Here is a 14,227-nt window from a genome sequence, read left to right as displayed (position 1 = left end):
CGTCATCTCAAATCATCCTACTTTTTCACTTCTTCTCTCTAACAAAACGGTATCGCGCCAGCGGTCGCCCATCTTGCCGATGCGCTGCCGGATGCCGACCTGGCGGAACCCGGCGCCCTCATGTAACCGGAGGCTGGGGGTGTTTTCGGGGAAGATGCCGGCCTGGAGGGTCCAGATGCCGTGGGCTTCGCTTTCTTCTACCAGCGCTTCCAGCAGCGTCTTGCCAATGCCCAGGCCCCGATGGCCGGCGGCAATATAGATGCTTACCTCGGCCACCCCTGCATATACGCAACGCCCGGAAACCGGGCTAAGCGCGACCCACCCGACAATGGTGCCGCTATTTTTTGCAACGAGACGGCTATGGATCAGGTGGGATTTGTCCCATTCCTCCCAGCCGGGGGCGCTGGTTTGGAAGCTGGCCTGTCCGGTGGCCAAACCGTCCTCATAGATGGCTTTGACGACGGGCCAGTGTTCGGGGAGGAGGGGGGTGATGGTCATCATTTAATGTGCTTGGCGTAAGGCGTCGGCGTATGCGTTGGGAAGGGGGCTGTCTTCCACGGCTTTTGCGGCTTTTTCGATGTCGTAGGTGAAGCGGACGAATTCCACCTGGATGTCGTTGTCTATGTGCAGCAGGACGTAGCCGCCTCGTGGATCGCCGTCTTTAGGCTTGCCTACGGAACCGATGTTGATGGCGTGGCGGTAGTGGCCGGCGTCATTCAGCACACGGTGGTAGGGTTTGTGGGTGTGGCCGAAGCACATGATGTCGGCGCCGGCGTCATGCATGATGCGCAGGAGGCTTTTTTCGTCCCGGTCTTCGAAGAGGTATTCGTTAATCTTTCGGGGGCTGCCGTGGACGAGGAGGAGGTTGAGCTTGTCGTGGTTGAGCTGGAATTCTACTTTGATGTGGGCCGGCAGCGTGCGCAGGTATGCGCGTTCCTCGACCTTGACAATCTGGTTGGTAAAAGATATGGATACGGCACCATTGGCCTTTTCTTCAACGGTTTTGTAGGCACAACCACAGTCGTCACTGGTGCGGCCGATGCCGAAGTCATAGTTACCGGCAATCGTGGGGATGCCGCGGCGGCGGACTTCATTGATGACTTCATTGGGCCAGATGTTATAACCCACAAGGTCACCCAGGCAATAGATGGCGTCGGGCCTTCTTGCTTCTACGTCATTGAAAAAGGCTTCGAGGGCGGGGAGGTTGGCATGTATGTCGGAGAAGAGCGCGATGGTCATTATTTTGTGTTTAAATATTTCCAGATAGGTATGGCGATGGCTGCACCTGCGACGGGGGCGGTAAGGTAGACCCATAGATATTCCAAATGGCCGGATACAACGGCGGGAGCCAGCGATCGGGCCGGATTCATCGAAGCGCCGCAGATCGGTCCGGCAAACATTGCCTCCAGTAACACCACGGAGCCTATGGCGATGCCCGCAAATAAGCCCTGTTCCTTTGGACCGGTGGATACCCCCATGATCACCAGCATCAGGAAGAAGGTGAGGATGACTTCCAGGATGAAGGATTGCAGGGCTGTCCCGGCCGGCATTGTCGCGCCCAGGAGTGCGTTCGAAGGGAAGAGGAGGCGAAGCGTCAGGCTTGCCAGCAGCGCGCCTGTCAATTGGCTGGCTATGTAAGGCCATAATGCTTTCATGGGTAACCTGCCGGCAAGGGTAAAGGCAATACTAACGGCAGGGTTCAGGTGTGCGCCGGATATTTCCCCCAGGCCATAGATCATGGCCATGACCACCAGCCCGAAGGTAATGGCGACACCGGCATGCGTTACCGCGCCTCCGGTTTGCTTGTCAATGACGATGGCACCTGTTCCGCAAAAGACTAACGCGAATGTTCCTATTATTTCCGAGAGGGATTTTCGTAGCATTAAACGGGTTTTTCCGCGTAGACGGTGACGCTGTATATACCGGAGACGTCGGGGATGATGATGGGCTTTTCCTTCTGGAGGTTGATCCCGGTAAAGCCGGCGGCCTCGATCAGACCCAGGTACTCGGTCTTCTGGATGGCCCCTGCCACGCACCCGGCATACATTTCGGCGGATTCGCGGATCTCGCCGGGTAGTTCGCCCGAAAGGACAATGTCGGATATGCTGAAATGGCCGCCGGGTTTCAGGACGCGAAAGATTTCCTGTAAGACACCATATTTATTGGGGACCAGATTCAGGACGCAGTTGGAGACGATGACGTCGGCGACATTTGAGGTGACGGGCATTTTTTCAATATCCCCCTGGCGGAACTCGACATTGTTGAAACCGAGTTTTTCAGCATTGGCCCGGGCTTTCTCAATCATGGCGGGTGTGAAGTCGATGCCGATGACCTTGCCGGTCTCCCCGGTCTCCGCACGGGCGACAAAACAGTCGTTGCCGGCACCGGAGCCGAGGTCGATCACCACGTCGCCCTTTTTGATCCGGGCGAATTGAGTGGGCAGGCCGCACCCCAGGCCCAGGTCGGCGTCGGGGTTGTAGCCTTCCAGGGTGCTGTAATCGTCGCTCATGATGTTGGCGGTCTCGATGGAGCAACAGCCGGAGCCGCAGCAGGAGGCTATCGCGCTGTATTTCTCGCGGACCAGGTCCTTTATTTCTTCTGTTGTCTGCATGATGAATTATTTAATCCAATAGCTGACGTGCCGGGCTTCCTCGGCGAAGTTTTTTACGCTTTCTTCGATCTCATCCCGGACTTTCCGGGTTTGTTCGAGGACCTCCTCGTGTTCCCCTTGAAAGGCCGAAGGATCGGGGAAGGTCCAGGTAAGGCGTTTGGTCATGCCGGGAAACATGAGGCTGCGTTCGGCGATGGCCTGGTCGCAGACCGTGATAAGGGCATTATAAATCCGGCCTTTCCGGAGCAGGTCGTAAACGTCCTGGGTGATCCTTTGGCTGAGGTCGATACCCACCTCATTCATGACCTCGACAACATTGGGATTGATGCTTCCGGGTGTGAGGCCGGCACTCTCCACCTCAAAGAGGTCGTCGCCGTATTTTTTCAGGAAGGCCTCCGCCATCTGACTCCGGGCGGAGTTGTGTACACAGACGAAAAGGATTCGGTAATGGCTTGCCATAAAGGTGTTTTTAACAGTTACAGCTTTCTTCACAGGTATAGGCGGCGAACAGGGCGCCGATTTCCTTTTGGTAGATGGCCCAGGTTTTGGGTTCGATGCAGTAGCAGACGCTCGTACCTTCGATGGTACCCTGGATGAGGCCCGCGTTTTTTAGCTCTTTCAGGTGTTGTGAAATGGTGGGTTGCGCAAGGCCCAGGACCTCGACCAGGTCGCCATTGATACAGGCACTGGTCTTGATCAGGTGTTGAATGATGGCGATGCGCGCGGGGTGAGCCAACGCCTTCATCATGGAGGCGAGTTTGTTTTGTTTGTCGGTGAAAATTTCGGATTTTGTCAGGCCCATGATTATCGTTTCATTGCAATGTTACGATAAAAAGGGCTAAGCACAAAATTTATTTAAAGACCCCAGCGTGAGGCGGCAGCGGAGGCATGCCGGAGGCTGGGGGCGGTATCGGCCGCCCAGGCGACAATGCCATCGGGGCGTACAAGGAGCGCCGCCATGCCCAACTGGTCTTTTGCCGGACGATGGACATAATGAAGGCGGCCCCCGGCCAATGGTTGCAGGGGCCTGTCCGGACTAAAGTCCAGGAGTAGCCCCCGGCCATCGTACATGAGCTCACCTATCTTCGTTCCATCTTCCCACTCAAGGTTTGGAACGCTATGGCCTACCAAAGGATGATCGCCGCCGAGGTCGTAGTGTGTGTATATGCCCCACACCCGTCCGGCAAAATAGGTAGCGCCATCGCGCGTATCTATCAGATCGCGGAAAATTGCATGCAACGCGCGGGCCTCGGGGTTTGGTTTCATAATGGCGGCCTGGGCGCGCGACCAATCCAGCACCTGGGCGCCGATGGGGTGCCGTTCGGTATGATAACTGTCCAGCAGGCCTTCCGGCGCTTTGTGGTGGATGGTGGCGGCGAGCTTCCAACCCAGGTTCATGGCATCACCCAGCCCAAGGTTGAGTCCCTGGCCGCCCAAGGGCGCATGAATGTGTGCGGCATCCCCGGCCAACAATACCCGTCCATTGCGGTAGGTCGTCGCCTGCCGGGCCCTGTCCGTCCATGTGGTGGCGATATGCAGGGCGCTAAGCGTAACATCGGTGTTCGAGACGCGGCGCAGTACCTCTTGAACGTGTTCGAGCGTGAGGGGCGCTCCTTCTTTATGAAATGCCCCTCCATCAAAATCTTGCAGGACCAGGTACCCTGGTTGTGATTGCAGGTACATGCCTTGGGCTGTAACGTTTCGGCCTGGTCTGAGTTTCTCCGGGTCAACGATGTCCACCTGGGTGGAATAGCCGGTGAATGCCGGTTCCGTACCGGCGAAGTCAAAACCGCCGGCTTTGCGGACAGTGCTACGACTTCCATCACAGCCTACGAGCCAACTGCTTTGAAATATCTGGTCGGTTGTCTGAACGGTTACCCCGTTCCTGGTCTGGTGAAAGCCGGTTACGGCAATCCCTCGCTTTATGGCTACGCCCAGGGCTTCTGCACGGCGGGTCAGCACCGTTTCCAACTCTTTCATTTCAGCTATTATACTGGTGTCGGTGTCGCCGGGCAGGCGATACTTCCACTGTGTGGTGTCGATATTGCCTTCGTGAAACGGAATGCCGGCGAAGTGTCCCACTTGACGACGCGGCCCTTGCACGGCGCCGGAGTGGGGGTTTTTGAGGCGTTTGGGTACCTCCAGCTCGTGGAGCAACCCCCGGCGGTAAAGCGCTTCAATCGTAGGCGCCGAGAGCCCCCGTATCCCGAAAGGAAGCTGCTTTAAGGGGGAGTGCGGATGCTCCGCCTTTTCCAGTATCAGGACGGAGCAGCCCGCCAGGGCCAGTTCGCAGGCAAGGAAAAGACCCACCGGGCCGGCCCCGGAGATAATAACGTCGTGTTTCATACCGCAAAATTCCGGGGTGCCGCTGTGTCAGGCTAGTATAAATGCGACAAAATCATGGTTTCTTTTTCCGCGCGAAGGCCGCCGGCGTCGTGCCGCTGTAGCGTTTGAATTCCCTGCCGAGGTGGGATTGATCCGTATAGCCCAGCTCATGGGCCAGGCCGGCAAGGTTGGAATCCGGATAATGCCATAATCGATTCCGCACCTGCTCAAAGCGCATCAGGCCGGACACGTCTTTCACCGTATGGCCGGAGGATTCCTTGAATTTCCTTTCCAAGGTACGAACCGTCGCATGAGCGGCCTCCGCGACTCCGCTGACCGGAAGGGTACCGTTTGCTTCCCGCATAGCGGCGCCCGCTTTGAATAACATACTTTCCATGGTCACCTGCGACTGTGCCTGCAGGAAAAACTGTTTTACCCGGGCCAGCGCTTCGTCTATCTTGCCGGCCTGAATCCAGTTGTTCAGCGCGGGTTGAAGCTGGGCAATAGGATGCTCAAATATGCGCACCCCGTCTTTGCCAGCCGGTAATCCGAGTAAATCGAGCACCGTCCACGGAAAGCACCTGATGCCAATGATCTCTATATGGTTTTGGGTGTAAAAAACAACGGGCTGATGGAGCAGCCCCATCATAAATGGAGATGGCAATGGTTCTCGGTCAGAAGACATACTACAGGGACCGCCGAAATAAAAGATAATTTCGGCATAGCTGTCCGGCACTACCTCAAAATTCGATGGTTGTTCTCCGAAGTCTTTTCTGTTGTACCAGAAGCACTTTATGGTGTTGCGGAGCGCTTCGGGAGGGTCAAATTCTTCGTGGTGCATTTTAGGCTGTTGTCGGTAATTGAAACCAAAACACGGTGCCGGAGCCCGGAAGGCTGCGGATATTGATCACCGAATGGTGAAGTTCGATGATTTTCTTTACAATGGCCAGACCCAGGCCCATCCCCTCCTTGTTTTGCAATTCATGGGCGGGGAATTGTTTGTATCGCTCAAATATGTAGGGCTGGTCTTTGAGGGGAATACCGGTTCCCGTGTCCGCTATCGCTATTTCCACTCCTTTGGTTTTGGCCAGGAGGGTGATGGTGATCTTGCCCTTGGGCGGTGTGAATTTCAACGCATTGTCCAGCAGATTCTGGATGGCACGTTCCACCAGCGCGATGTCGGCCAGTACGGGGGGGAGGTCCCGGGGGGCTTCAAGGCGGAGTGTCACGTCTTTGCCCCTGGCGATTATATCGTAGTGCTGGACCATGTCGGATACCAGGTCGGTCATGAGGAAGGGTTCTTTATTGGGACGGATTTGGTTGGCTTCCAGTTTGGAATATTCAAAGAGCTGTCCGACAAGATGCGAGAGTTTTTTCAGGCTGTTCAGGATGATGGCCAGGTAACGGTCTTTTTCGATCCCGGTGATGTCGTTGCCCTTAATCATAAGGGTTTCTACGTAGCCCTGCGTGATGGCCAGGGGGCTGCGGAGGTCATGGGAGACGTTGGCGATGAGCTCCTGCCGGAGTTTGTCCATGGAAGACAGTTGTTGCATGTTGTCCACGATGGTATCGGCCATTTCATTAAAGGTGGTGGCGAGGATGCCAAGGTCGCCTTCGATTCGTGCCGTATGGTCACCGTCCTTAAAACGGTTGACGATGGCGGACATGCGGCGGATGCTGCCGGTGATCAGGTAGAAGATAACGACACCGACCAGGAAGGCCCCGACAAGGGTGCAGAAAAAAAGGACGGTGCCCAGGCTGTAGAAGAAATTGTGGTTCAGGGCGGCAGCGATCTGAGACTGTTTCTCGCTGGCGAGGATGGCATAGACATAGCCTTTCAGGAGGGGGCCGTCGAAGATGGGTGCGGCGGAGAAAATGCTTTTTTGCTGAGGGTTTTTGGGGTTGTCGCCGGTGAGGTACTTCCTGCCTTGTTCGCTGATATATTGTTGGATGGGGTGGAGGTCGACCCGGGGGATCCTGACGGACCGGTCCGGGACGACAAAATCTATGATCCTGCCCGTGGTATCCAGCAGGTAGACTTCCACGCTGGGGTTGATGACCATAATGGAGTGGATGATGTCGTGGGTGACGGCGGTGTCGGGTTTGCCGTCTTTCAGCGGATGGGTGGAACTGGCCAGGTGGGGGGCGATATCGCCGTATAGTTGTTCGTTGATGGCATTGAAATTCCGTTTCGCCATCCAGGAAGCGACGACGATGTAGGTGACGCCCAGGATGACCAGCAGGGAGGTAAAGACACCCGTTATTTTCCAGAAAAGGAGGTTGCTCTTCATCTTTTAATATTCTTCGTTAAACCGGTAACCGACACCCCAGGTGGTGAGGATGTATTGGGGATGGGAGATGTCTGCCTCTATTTTGCCCCGCAAGCGGTTGATGTGTGAGTTGACCGTGTGTTCATATCCATCGAAGTCGTATCCCCAGATAAGCGTCAGCAATTGTTTCCGGCTATAACTTTTGCCGGGGGATGACGCCATCAGGGTAAGGAGTTCGAATTCTTTTGGGGAGAGTTCTACCCGCGTGTTGTTGAGGGTTACTTTTCGCTTGTCCATATCGATCTCCAGTTTGCCGAATTTCATTTGGATCTTGCCAGGCCGGTCGGCTTCTTCAGGCCAGTCGTCTTTTCTTCTGAAGATGACCTTTACCCGTGCCGTCAGCTCCCGTATGCTGAAGGGTTTTGTCAAATAGTCGTCGGCGCCGGTTTCGAGCCCCAGTACCTTGTCGAATTCTTCCGATTTGGCCGACAGAATAAGGATCGGGGTGGTGTTACCGGCTTGCCGGATGCGTCTGCATATATCCATACCGTTTAGCCCCGGCAGCATGATGTCCAGCACGACGAGGTCGAAGGTTGTTTTCAGGGCGAGGGCCAACCCTTCGTTGCCGTCACGAACACCGGTGACGGTACAGGACAGGTCAGTGAGGTGAATGTCAAGTAATTCGATGATCTGCGGATCGTCTTCGATGATGAGTACCTTCTTCATGGAACAGTTCTTCCAAAAGGTCAAAATTCCGGAAATTAATCATACGGCGGCCGGTGTGATACAATTGTTATAACTCGGCAATCTTTGCGGGATGAGGGGGTTCTAGTTTTGCGGTATCAAAATAATCACCTCATGAAAAGATCGTTTTTTTTCTCCGGGCTTTTATTTCTTGCGCTGGCTTCCTGCAAAAAGAGCAATTCGAATACAGCTGAGGCGAAAGACCCCAATACGGCCCCACAGGCTTCTATCGACAGGTTTAGCAGTGCTGCGGGTCATTTGCAGGTAAGGACCGCTACAAACGGCCTGCCCGCTGCCAACGCACCCGTGAATTTTGACCAGGGCCCCTTTATTACGCAGGGGTTTACGCCTTCCGGACAGGTGGTCCAATATTATAATTTCGATGTCCAGCCGTTGACACCGGCGCCGATCTATGTATTTTATAAGGCCGGGGAAAGCACCTCGGTTCCGGGGCAGTTGAATGTCATAGACGTGATCCCCGGGGATACGGGGTACAATGATTTCTGGCAGATTTATAAGGTGACCGTTCCGTCCGACTATGTGGCCAATTCGGTGACCAGTTACCAGGAGATCATGGCCAAAGGGTACGCGGTCAGCATGACCACTCAGCTGGTGAATTGCCCGGTGGTTCCCAAGGGTTCTACGGCGTCGAAAAGGTTACCTGCGGGCAGTGATACGTCGTTGACGACAGGCTGGTACCGGGATATGGTGGTGTTTTACTTTAATTTCTTTGAAAAAACGCTTTCGGTGACCGCCAATGGCCAGGTGCCCCTGGCGCCCATTTATGTTACTTTTAATATCAATCCCAACCAGCCGGGTGGCGGACCTGCTTCCGGATTTAAAATGGAGACGGGTTCGGTACAAACCCATAATGTCATCAGCGCGATTCCGACCGATCCGGGGTATTCTCCCCTGTGGGCGGTGTCGGTGTATGACAACAGCAGCTTTGCCAGCGTAAATAACCTTTCCACGGCTACGGCAGCGCCCTTGTTGGGAGCTGATGTTGCTAATGTGAATTGTCCGGTGGTGAGCATTCAGTAGACGGCCGGGTGGTCGAATTTTGCAATTTTTTCCCATTAAAGTATAACAGGGATTCGGGGAAAGTGTATAGCTTTGGAGGAACATCCATGAAGAAGGTTGTCGCATCCATATTAGCTGTTCTTTACCTGTCGACCTCGATGGGGGCTACGGTGCACCTGCATTATTGCATGGGGCACCTTGTGGCTTGGGGGTTGATGGACCGGGAGAGCAAGGATTGCATGACCTGCGGCATGGCGATGAAGACCGAGATGCCGGGTTGCACGGTGGGGATGAAGCACTGCTGTCATGACAAACACGTGCACCTGCAAAGCGACCAGGCGCAAAAGCCCGCCCAGACCTGGGTGGAGTGGTCTCTTGCACCGGCGCTGGTTCCACTGTCTTTTTCCGGGTTGAGTTTGCCGGTGGTGATCGATCCTGCGATTGCCCGGCCGGTGGCCAATGGGCCGCCGTTAGCGCAAGGGGTTTCCATTTTCCTGCGCAATTGTAATTTCCGTATTTGATTTTTATCTCCTGATGCCTGGCGTCCTGCCGGGCTTTGTCGTTTGCGATGGTCTGCAGACGGCTGATAACTATTACATATACACTCCAAAATTTAAAAAAATGAAAAAGTTATTGATGATAACGATGGCCCTGTTGTTGGCTGTCGGTGGGGTTTTTGCACAAACCGTACATGCGGACCGGAAAGGCTCGAAGAGCGCAGCGGTCGTTTATACTTGTCCGATGCACCCGGAGGTCGTGAGTGATAAGCCAGGCAAGTGTCCGAAGTGTGGAATGACGCTGGTGGTGAAGAAGCCGAAGAGTGCGAAAAAGGATACGACCTCGATGAAAGGAATGAAAATGTAACCTTACCAATATGGTGCAAAAATTAATCGGGTGGTCGCTGCAAAACCGGGTAATGGTATTGCTGGCTGCCGCGGGGCTGCTGGGCTGGGGTATTTACTCGGTCCGGCAGAACCCCATCGATGCGATCCCGGACTTGTCGGAGAACCAGGTGATTGTATTTACGGAGTGGCAGGGGCGGAGCCCGCAGATCATGGAGGACCAGGTGACGTATCCGTTGGTGAGCAACCTCCAGGGGATCCCCAAGGTGAAGAACGTGCGGGGGGCTTCGATGTTCGGGATGAGTTTCGTATACATCATTTTCGATGACGACGTGGATGTATACTGGGCCAGGAGCCGGGTGCTGGAGCGGTTGAGCTATGCGCAGCGGCTGCTGCCTCCGGATGTGGTGCCGACGCTGGGGCCTGACGGGACGGGCGTGGGGCATGTGCTGTGGTATACGCTGCAGGCGAAAGGGATGGACCTGGGGGATCAGCGGGCGTTGCAGGACTGGTACGTAAAACTGGCCTTGCAAACGGTGCCGGGGGTGGCCGAGGTGGCTTCCTTTGGAGGGTTTGAAAAACAGTATCAGCTGGTGGTGGACCCTATAAAACTGCAATATTACGGGTTGTCGATGGGGGATGTGGCGCGGGCGGTCCGCGCGGGAAATAACGACGTGGGGGGACGGAAGATGGACCTGGGGGATGCGGCGTATATCATCCGTGGACTGGGCTACGTAAAGGATCAAACAGATTTGGAAAATATCGCCGTGGGCAACAACAAAGGCATCCCCATACGGGTAAAGGATATTGCCGCGGTACAAATGGGGGGCGATTTACGGTTGGGGATATTCGACGAGAATGGCCGCGGAGAGGTCGTGGGGGGTATCGTGGTGATGCGTTACGGGGAGAACGCGGATAAGGTGGTGGAAGCAGTGAAGCAAAAAATGGCGGATGTGCAGCGGGGGCTGCCGGCGGGGGTGACCTTTAAGGTGGCGTATGACCGGTCTGAACTGATCAAGGGCGCGATCGGGAATGTGAAGGGGAAGCTGGTGGAGGAGATGATGATCGTGTCGCTGGTCGTGCTGCTCTTCCTGCTGGACTGGCGGAGCGCATTGAGTATTATTATCCAGATACCGGTCACGATTGCGACAAGCTTTATCCTGCTGAATGCTTTCGGGTTGTCCTCGAACATCATGTCGCTGACGGGGATCGCACTGGCCATAGGGGTGATCGTGGACAACGGGATCATTATGTCTGAAAATGCATACCGGCACCTGGCGGAGGGGCAGGCGGCACTGGGTCCGGGGGACCGGCTGGCCGGAGCGACACGGATGGAGCTGATCCGGAAGGCCTGTGTCCAGGTATCGAGAGGGGTGTTTTTCTCGACGGTGATTATTATCGTCTCCTTTCTGCCGGTGTTTCTGCTGACGGGGCAGGAGGGGAAGCTGTTTCACCCGCTGGCGTACACAAAGACGTTTATCCTGGCCGTGGATGCGTTGCTGGTCGTGACGCTGGCGCCGGTGCTGATCTCGCTGTTTATGCGGGGGCGGTTTCGCGGAGAGGGCGCCAACCCGGTGAACCGCCTGCTGGAGCGGGGTTACGAATGGGTGATCCGGGGTTGTCTGCGCCTGCGCTGGGCGACGCTGGGGATCAACGTGCTGGCGCTGGCGGTTTGTGTACCGCTGGTATTGAGCCTGGGGCGGGAGTTTATGCCGCCGCTGGATGAAGGGACGATCCTGTTTATGCCGGTGACGCAGCCGGATGTGTCGAATGCGGAGATGAAGAGGCTGCTAGTGGTACAGGACCGGATTATTGCCTCGCAGCCGGAAGTGGCCAATGTTTTGGGCAAGGCGGGGCGGGCCAATACGGCGACGGATAATTCGCCGATCAATATGGTGGAGACGATTGTGTTGTTGAAACCGAAGTCGGAATGGCGGCCGGGTGTAACCAAGGATAGCATTATCCGGGAATTGAACGCGAAGCTGCAGATCCCGGGGGTGACGAATGGGTGGACACAGCCGATCATCAACCGGATCAATATGTTGTCTACCGGGATACGGACGGATGTGGGGGTGAAGGTGTACGGGCAAAACCTGGACACGATCGATGCGTTGTCGCAGCGGATACGGGCTGCGTTGAATGGCATACCCGGGGTAAAGGATTTGTATGTGGATCCGATCACCGGGGGCAAGTATATCGACATTGCGGTAAAGCGGGAGGAGATCGGCCGCTACGGGCTGACCGTGGATGACGTGAACGCCGTGGTGGAAAGCGCGCTGGGAGGAATGAAATTGACGACGACGATAGAGGGCAGGGAGCGGTTTTCGGTGAACGCGCGGTACGGGCAGGATTTCAGGGATAACCTGACGGCGCTCAGGCGGCTATCGGTGGCGACAAACGGTTTTGGGCCGGTGCCGCTGGAGGCCGTTGCGGATATAAAGATCACCGAAGGGCCGCCGATGATCAATTCGGAGAACGCGGCGCTACGGGGGACGGTGTTGTTCAATGTGCGGGACAGGGACCTGGCGGGAACGGTGAAGGAGGCGCAGGAACGGCTGGACAACGCACTGACGGGTCTGCCGAAGGGTTATTATATCGAGTGGAGCGGGCAGTATGAGAACCTGATACGGAGTGAGCGGACGTTGACGTGGATCCTGCCGGTGGTCTTGCTGGTCATCTTCGGGGCCATGTACTTCGCTTTTCACTCGGCAAGGGAGGCGTTTCTGTCGCTGGTATCGATCCCGTTTGCGCTGATCGGGGGAGCGGTAATGATTTATGTATGGCACGTGAACCTTTCGGTAGCGGTGGCGGTGGGCTTTATCGCGCTGTTTGGACTGGCGGTGGAGACGGGGATCGTGATGGTGATTTACCTGAATGACGCGATGACCCAGCTGGTGGCGGCAAAGGGTAATTCACGGGAGACGATCACGCGGGCGGACTTGCGGGAGGCGGTGATCGCCGGAGCGGCCCGGCGGCTGCGGCCAAAGCTCATGACGGTATCGGTGGCGTTGTTTGCCCTGCTGCCGATCCTGTGGAGCAACGGGGTAGGGAGCGATGTCATGAAACCGATCGTACTGCCGATGGTGGGCGGGGTGCTGACATCGGCTACGCATATCCTGCTGGTGACACCGCTGATCTTTCTCATGACAAAAGAATACGAATTACGAAAATTTGGACACATACTATGAAATCACTATTGATTTGTATAGGGCTGCTTTCGGCGGGGGTTGCCCGGGGTCAGGAAGCGATGGGGCTGGATAGTATTGTGGCGGAGATCGGGCGGAGCCATCCTTCGCTTCGGTCCTCGGATGCCTTGGCGCGATCGCTGGACGAGGGGGCGAAAGGCGCGCGGAGTTGGGACGCGCCGCAGGTGAGCACCGGGTGGTGGATGACGCCGTATGATCCTTCGCTGTGGAAGCAGCAGGGGCAGTATATGGTATCGGCGGAGCAAATGTTTCCGAACCGCCGGACACAGGAAGCGGAAGAAGCCTATTTGCAGGGGATGTCGGCGGTAGAGCGGGCAAAAAAGGGCACGACGGCGAACGAACTGTATGCGGCGGCCGGCCGGGCGTATGATCAGTGGGTTGTGGCGGTGCATCGCATGGGTGTATTGGACGAAGACGCGAAGCTGCTGGACTTTATGATCCGGGACGCGGAGCTGCGGTATAAGAATAACCTGGGGAAAATAGGCGCCTATTATAAGGCAAAGGCGGCGCTGGGACGGTTGGAGGACCGGCGGATTGGACTGGAGAATACCGTGGAACAGGCACGGATCGTGTTGAATACGCTCATGAACCGGGATAAGGGGACGGTGTTCGAGGTGGATACGGCGGTGACGCCTTTGGGGCCGGTGGTTCCTGTCGATAGCGCGGGGCTGTTGGCGACGCGCAGCGATATACGGGCGGTGAATGAAAGTATCCGGCTGAACGGGTTGGAGGCGGCCGCGGAAAGGTCGAAGCTGCGTCCGGAGTTCGGGTTGCGGTATGATCATATGTTCAGTTTTGGAGGGATGCCCATGGAATACACGTTGATGGCAACGGTACGGCTCCCGATGGCTTCCTGGTCGTCGAGGGGAACGAAGGCGAACGTGGAGCGCCTGAAATGGCAGACGGAGTCTTTGGAGGAGGAGCGGGAGGCCATGGTGAACGAGGCGACGGGAGCGGCGTATGGCTTGCAGCGGGCGCTGGACGCAAAGCGGCGGCAGGTGGAGGTGTTGAAGGAGCAGGTGCTGCCGGCGTTGCGGAAGAACTTCGAGACCCTGGAGCTGGCGTACGAGCAGAATACGGAGGAGCTGTTGAGCGTGTACGATGCCTGGGATACACTGGATAGCACTCAGTTGGAGTATTGGGATGACGTGGAGCAGTTGTTGCTGATGGAGGTGGAATTAAAACGGGTATTGGAGCTAAAATAAATGC

Annotated in this window: 15 protein-coding genes; 5 read left to right on the top strand and 10 right to left on the bottom strand. The window is 56.1% G+C overall.

The window, feature by feature from the left end:
- Positions 1–12 precede the first annotated feature (12 nt).
- From EDB95_RS00475 to EDB95_RS00430, 10 genes are read right to left on the bottom strand one after another with little or no spacing between them, the layout of a single operon-like run.
- Complete coding sequence (locus tag EDB95_RS00475; protein ID WP_133989509.1) at positions 13–501, bottom strand: GNAT family N-acetyltransferase; 489 nt, start codon at positions 499–501, stop codon at positions 13–15.
- Positions 502–1,239, bottom strand: coding sequence for a metallophosphoesterase family protein (locus EDB95_RS00470; protein WP_133989508.1), 738 nt, complete (start codon positions 1,237–1,239; stop codon positions 502–504).
- Positions 1,239–1,883, bottom strand: a complete 645-nt coding sequence (locus tag EDB95_RS00465; RefSeq protein WP_133989506.1) for an aquaporin — start codon at positions 1,881–1,883, stop codon at positions 1,239–1,241. Before EDB95_RS00465 ends, EDB95_RS00470 begins: the two co-directional genes overlap by 1 nt.
- The gene (locus tag EDB95_RS00460) at positions 1,883–2,611 is read right to left on the bottom strand and encodes an arsenite methyltransferase (RefSeq protein WP_133989504.1); all 729 of its coding nucleotides are present in this window, start codon (positions 2,609–2,611) and stop codon (positions 1,883–1,885) included. The genes EDB95_RS00465 and EDB95_RS00460 overlap by 1 nt, the downstream gene beginning before the upstream one ends.
- A 6-nt stretch (positions 2,612–2,617) precedes the next feature.
- The gene (locus EDB95_RS00455; RefSeq protein ID WP_133989502.1) at positions 2,618–3,070 is read right to left on the bottom strand and encodes an arsenate reductase ArsC; all 453 of its coding nucleotides are present in this window, start codon (positions 3,068–3,070) and stop codon (positions 2,618–2,620) included.
- 10 nt (positions 3,071–3,080) lie between these two features.
- Positions 3,081–3,413 carry an ArsR/SmtB family transcription factor gene (locus tag EDB95_RS00450; RefSeq protein WP_133989500.1) on the bottom strand — a complete coding sequence of 111 codons (333 nt, stop codon included), beginning with the start codon at positions 3,411–3,413 and terminating at the stop codon, positions 3,081–3,083.
- Between the two features lie 53 nt (positions 3,414–3,466).
- On the bottom strand, positions 3,467–4,957 hold the full coding sequence (locus tag EDB95_RS00445; protein WP_133989498.1) for an FAD-dependent monooxygenase: 1,491 nt from the start codon (positions 4,955–4,957) through the stop codon (positions 3,467–3,469).
- Between the two features lie 52 nt (positions 4,958–5,009).
- The gene (locus EDB95_RS00440; RefSeq protein ID WP_133989496.1) at positions 5,010–5,777 is read right to left on the bottom strand and encodes a helix-turn-helix domain-containing protein; all 768 of its coding nucleotides are present in this window, start codon (positions 5,775–5,777) and stop codon (positions 5,010–5,012) included.
- 1 nt (position 5,778) lies between these two features.
- Entirely contained in the window at positions 5,779–7,227 is a 1,449-nt protein-coding gene (locus EDB95_RS00435; RefSeq protein WP_133989494.1) for a HAMP domain-containing sensor histidine kinase, read from the bottom strand.
- 3 nt (positions 7,228–7,230) lie between these two features.
- A complete protein-coding gene (locus EDB95_RS00430) occupies positions 7,231–7,932 on the bottom strand; it encodes a response regulator transcription factor (protein ID WP_133989492.1) in 702 nt (233 codons plus the stop codon).
- A 132-nt stretch (positions 7,933–8,064) separates the two neighbouring features.
- Here EDB95_RS00430 and EDB95_RS00425 point away from each other — a divergent pair, with 132 nt between their 5' ends.
- The 5 genes from EDB95_RS00425 (at position 8,065) to EDB95_RS00405 (ending at position 14,223) form a co-directional block, all read left to right on the top strand.
- Entirely contained in the window at positions 8,065–8,991 is a 927-nt protein-coding gene (locus EDB95_RS00425; RefSeq protein WP_133989490.1) for a hypothetical protein, read from the top strand.
- Between the two features lie 86 nt (positions 8,992–9,077).
- Entirely contained in the window at positions 9,078–9,491 is a 414-nt protein-coding gene (locus EDB95_RS00420) for an HYC_CC_PP family protein (RefSeq protein WP_133989488.1), read from the top strand.
- A 115-nt stretch (positions 9,492–9,606) separates the two neighbouring features.
- The gene (locus EDB95_RS00415) at positions 9,607–9,834 is read left to right on the top strand and encodes a heavy metal-binding domain-containing protein (protein ID WP_133989487.1); all 228 of its coding nucleotides are present in this window, start codon (positions 9,607–9,609) and stop codon (positions 9,832–9,834) included.
- 10 nt (positions 9,835–9,844) lie between these two features.
- Positions 9,845–13,000, top strand: coding sequence for an efflux RND transporter permease subunit (locus EDB95_RS00410; RefSeq protein ID WP_133989485.1), 3,156 nt, complete (start codon positions 9,845–9,847; stop codon positions 12,998–13,000).
- The gene (locus tag EDB95_RS00405; protein ID WP_133989483.1) at positions 12,997–14,223 is read left to right on the top strand and encodes a TolC family protein; all 1,227 of its coding nucleotides are present in this window, start codon (positions 12,997–12,999) and stop codon (positions 14,221–14,223) included. The genes EDB95_RS00410 and EDB95_RS00405 overlap by 4 nt, the downstream gene beginning before the upstream one ends.
- Positions 14,224–14,227 lie beyond the last annotated feature (4 nt).

Source organism: Dinghuibacter silviterrae, from assembly GCF_004366355.1.
In the GTDB taxonomy this organism is placed as follows: Bacteria; Bacteroidota; Bacteroidia; order Chitinophagales; family Chitinophagaceae; genus Dinghuibacter; species Dinghuibacter silviterrae.
This window is presented reverse-complemented; position numbering and strand designations above follow the sequence as displayed.

Bases quoted from the DNA above. Each gene is read 5' to 3' on its own strand.
- EDB95_RS00475 (WP_133989509.1), bottom strand. From the start codon at position 501: ATGATGACCATCACCCCCCTCCTCCCCGAACACTGGCCCGTCGTCAAA.
- EDB95_RS00470 (WP_133989508.1), bottom strand. From the start codon at position 1,239: ATGACCATCGCGCTCTTCTCCGACATACATGCCAACCTCCCCGCCCTC.
- EDB95_RS00465 (WP_133989506.1), bottom strand. From the start codon at position 1,883: ATGCTACGAAAATCCCTCTCGGAAATAATAGGAACATTCGCGTTAGTC.
- EDB95_RS00460 (WP_133989504.1), bottom strand. From the start codon at position 2,611: ATGCAGACAACAGAAGAAATAAAGGACCTGGTCCGCGAGAAATACAGC.
- EDB95_RS00455 (WP_133989502.1), bottom strand. From the start codon at position 3,070: ATGGCAAGCCATTACCGAATCCTTTTCGTCTGTGTACACAACTCCGCC.
- EDB95_RS00450 (WP_133989500.1), bottom strand. From the start codon at position 3,413: ATGGGCCTGACAAAATCCGAAATTTTCACCGACAAACAAAACAAACTC.
- EDB95_RS00445 (WP_133989498.1), bottom strand. From the start codon at position 4,957: ATGAAACACGACGTTATTATCTCCGGGGCCGGCCCGGTGGGTCTTTTC.
- EDB95_RS00440 (WP_133989496.1), bottom strand. From the start codon at position 5,777: ATGCACCACGAAGAATTTGACCCTCCCGAAGCGCTCCGCAACACCATA.
- EDB95_RS00435 (WP_133989494.1), bottom strand. From the start codon at position 7,227: ATGAAGAGCAACCTCCTTTTCTGGAAAATAACGGGTGTCTTTACCTCC.
- EDB95_RS00430 (WP_133989492.1), bottom strand. From the start codon at position 7,932: ATGAAGAAGGTACTCATCATCGAAGACGATCCGCAGATCATCGAATTA.
- EDB95_RS00425 (WP_133989490.1), top strand. From the start codon at position 8,065: ATGAAAAGATCGTTTTTTTTCTCCGGGCTTTTATTTCTTGCGCTGGCT.
- EDB95_RS00420 (WP_133989488.1), top strand. From the start codon at position 9,078: ATGAAGAAGGTTGTCGCATCCATATTAGCTGTTCTTTACCTGTCGACC.
- EDB95_RS00415 (WP_133989487.1), top strand. From the start codon at position 9,607: ATGATAACGATGGCCCTGTTGTTGGCTGTCGGTGGGGTTTTTGCACAA.
- EDB95_RS00410 (WP_133989485.1), top strand. From the start codon at position 9,845: ATGGTGCAAAAATTAATCGGGTGGTCGCTGCAAAACCGGGTAATGGTA.
- EDB95_RS00405 (WP_133989483.1), top strand. From the start codon at position 12,997: ATGAAATCACTATTGATTTGTATAGGGCTGCTTTCGGCGGGGGTTGCC.